At 40.5% G+C, this 3,170-nt stretch carries 4 protein-coding genes; all 4 read left to right on the forward strand.

Going from position 1 to position 3,170, the window contains the following annotated elements:
• Nucleotides 1–291 precede the first annotated feature (291 nt).
• Nucleotides 292–618, forward strand: coding sequence for a hypothetical protein (locus LFYK43_RS11700; RefSeq protein WP_124978501.1), 327 nt, complete (start codon nucleotides 292–294; stop codon nucleotides 616–618).
• Nucleotides 611–838 (forward strand): phage holin, encoded by a 228-nt coding sequence (locus tag LFYK43_RS11705; RefSeq protein WP_229718034.1) that lies wholly within the window; start codon nucleotides 611–613, stop codon nucleotides 836–838. Before LFYK43_RS11700 ends, LFYK43_RS11705 begins: the two co-directional genes overlap by 8 nt.
• A complete protein-coding gene (locus LFYK43_RS11710; RefSeq protein ID WP_124978505.1) occupies nucleotides 835–2,136 on the forward strand; it encodes a LysM peptidoglycan-binding domain-containing protein in 1,302 nt (433 codons plus the stop codon). Before LFYK43_RS11705 ends, LFYK43_RS11710 begins: the two co-directional genes overlap by 4 nt.
• A 502-nt stretch (nucleotides 2,137–2,638) precedes the next feature.
• A partial coding sequence (locus tag LFYK43_RS11715) for a PBECR4 domain-containing protein (RefSeq protein ID WP_124978509.1) occupies nucleotides 2,639–3,170 on the forward strand: 532 nt, incomplete at its 3' end.

The following is a 3,170-nucleotide window of genomic DNA, read 5'->3' on the forward strand; positions in this document are numbered from 1 at the left end:
AACACTGTGTATATCCATAACAAACAAAAGACTGACACAGCGAGGACTATTAAACATGTCACAGTTGTATCAGTCAATTCAAGCAAAAGCTTAAGTTGTTGAACCGCCGTATACGGTTCCGTACGTACGGTGGTGTGGGAGGTCGATAGTGTGAACTATCTCCTACCCGATTGCAGTAGAAAGAAGATGAGAGTGATTGATTTAGAAACAGTAAAGCAATGGGTCGGCATACTAAGTCAAGCCGGCTTTTTTGGTGCATTCGCATGGGTGTGCCAAGCTGGAGTGAAGTATATGCGTAATAAGCACGCATTGCAGAAGGCTGAACTCATGACCAAGGATAGGTCACGAGAGGACTGGTTGAAAAGTCACGATGAGAACGTGCTTTCGATGAAGCATACCGATAGCTTACTCAAGGCTGGAGTTGTTGCAATGCTACACCATGCGATCTATGAGAATTGTACTACGTACCTAGATCGTGGATATATCTCAACGGGGGAACTTAATGATCTGGAATATCTGTTTGAAAGTTACCATGATCTAGGGGGCAACGGGACGGGTGAAGTCCTGTACAACAAATGTAAGAATTTACAAATTAAGGAGGATGAACACTTTGAATAAGCTTAAATTAAACTTCAATGTTCATAGCGCTGGAGCATGGACAACTTTAGTTGGCGCAATTCTAGCAGCAGTTACGGGTGTCTTAGGTGCGCTAGGTGTCAATATCAATAGTGACATTCTGACGACAGTTAGCGGTGCTGTTACAGCCGTTATCTCACTGTTAGTGGCACTAGGCATCTTGGTCGTACCAACTGATAAGAAAGAAGATGATAAGAAGTGAATAGAAAAGTAGTAACAGGGCTGGCCGTAATGGCTGGCTTTTTATTTTGTGGAAGTGTATCAGCTAACACGCATGAGCAAGGTACTGACCTAGCCAAATATCAAGGCTACTCGGCGCAGAAGGGGCAAGCTAGTGACAAATTTGCGATCTCTCAAGTTGGCGGATATACCAACGGCTATTACTACGATCAAGCTACGTACAAGTCGCAAGTGAGCTCAGGCATCGCTCAAGGACTGAGAATGCACACCTATATTTGGTTTGAAGCTGGAACCAGTACAGCGATGGGGCGGAATGTTGTTGCTCACTTCTTGCCAAAGATTCAAACACCAAAAGGCAGCATTATTGCGTTAGACGTTGAAGGTGGGCTAAATAGCAACTATAAGCAGGCTAACACTAATGCTATCATTGCTGGTATGCAAGTAATTAAGGACGCTGGATATACGCCAGTCCTGTATACGGGTAAGCCGTACTCACAAGCTAACCTCTATCCACAACAGATTGTAAGCAAGTTTGGAAAGGATAGATTGTGGATTGCATCATACGCAACAATGAGTGCTGCTTATTCGCCTAACTTCGCATACTTCCCGAGTATGGATGGTATCGGAATGTGGCAGTTTACATCTGCTTATGCTGGCAAGTCATTAGACGGTAATGTGGATCTAACTGGCATTACCAAGGCTGGATATAAAGGCTACACAAATCCCAAAGTCGGTGGCAAAGTTGCCGTACCTAAAACTCAAACTCCAGCTGTTAAGCAAGGTCAGCAAGCTAATAAGACACCAAAGAGTGACATCAAGGCTGGCTATACAGTTAAAGTAAACTATAGCGCCAAGAAGTGGGCTAATGGTGCCAACATTCCCACTTGGGTCAAGGGCAAATCGTACAAAGTTCAGCAAGTCTCTGGCAACAAAGTTCTGCTAGGTGGAATCATGAGCTGGATCAGCAAATCAGATGTAGAAATTACACTGACGAAAGTGCAGACTGCCAAAGCTACATCTAGCACACAATACTATACTGTACGCTCTGGAGATAGTTTGAGTTCGATCGCAGCTAAGTACGGCACGACATACAGCCGTCTAGCTAGTCTGAACGGCATTAGCAATCCAAACTACATCTATGTGGGCGAACGATTAAAAGTGACTGGTAGTGCATCTGTATCTCGTGTATATGTGGTCAAGAGCGGTGATAGTTTGTCAGCAATTGCAAACAAGCTAGGCGCAACCGTTTCTGCATTGCAAAGCAAGAACAACATTAAAAATGCAAACCTGATTTACACTGGACAAAAATTAAGCTATTAACTATAATGCAATTGACAGCAAAGGAAATTACTGTCAGTATTCTCTACAAAGAAGCTCTGGCAGAAATGCTGGAGCTTTATTTTTTTGCAGTTTTTAAAATTGGTATAGTTTTTTTGTGAAATATAAAAAGCAACTTGTAATACACAAAATGTTTAGCATAAGCAGCATTTTTGTCGAGAATAGCAACGTAAAGTTATGTTTATGACCGTTTGGTATTGCTTATTTTCAGAAAGTTACATGAAAAAAATGGATTTTTTAAAGTGGTCTACTTGATTCAATGCTCATAATATAGTAGTATTATAAATGAAGAACAGGTTAGCTTGTCTGTTCTTGTAGTCTTTTATCTAGCTTGGTATGATTGGGGTCGTCATATCGCCCGGCAGAGGCTTTGTATCTGACCACTAGTCCCGGCGGGAGACGTCTTCCCGTCCGGCCCGTTATTACATACATTATGCCACTGGTTTTCCAGTGGTTTTTTTGTTAGAAAGTCATTGGGGTTATTATGAGGGCAGAACACGGATATTTACAAATTTTAGGTTTTAGTGATATAGATTATCAGTCAATCTTGAATGATTACCGTAAAAATTTTCATGGTAATGCTATAGAAATAGAAACTAATTATAAGCTACTAGGAAAATTTAAGGTGGTATTTAATGAAAGGGACTTGCCTCATCTGATGGGATGGGAAAAGGTTTCGAAGAGTAGCGTAAGCTCTGCTTCAAAAATAATTAAAGCAATAGATAGTGGCTTGTTTACACTTCAAAACACTCGATCACATAGTAACTTTAATAAAATTAAGAAACGAATGTTGCATTATAATTTTTTATACGATGTGTTTGTAGAACAAAATGTTAATGTTTGTGTTATGACATCTGATATGAAACCTAATCGCTTAAAGTTGGATATAGTTTTCTATCAAGAACTGAAACACGAAGCAGTGATACTTGGCTTAAGAAAGGATAAGAATATGAGTGTCTTTGTCCCAACAACTTTACATACGGAAAAGCTTAACAATCAGTATCACTATCGAAGAA

The organism is Ligilactobacillus salitolerans, from assembly GCF_003864415.1.
GTDB lineage: Bacteria > Bacillota > Bacilli > Lactobacillales > Lactobacillaceae > Ligilactobacillus > Ligilactobacillus salitolerans.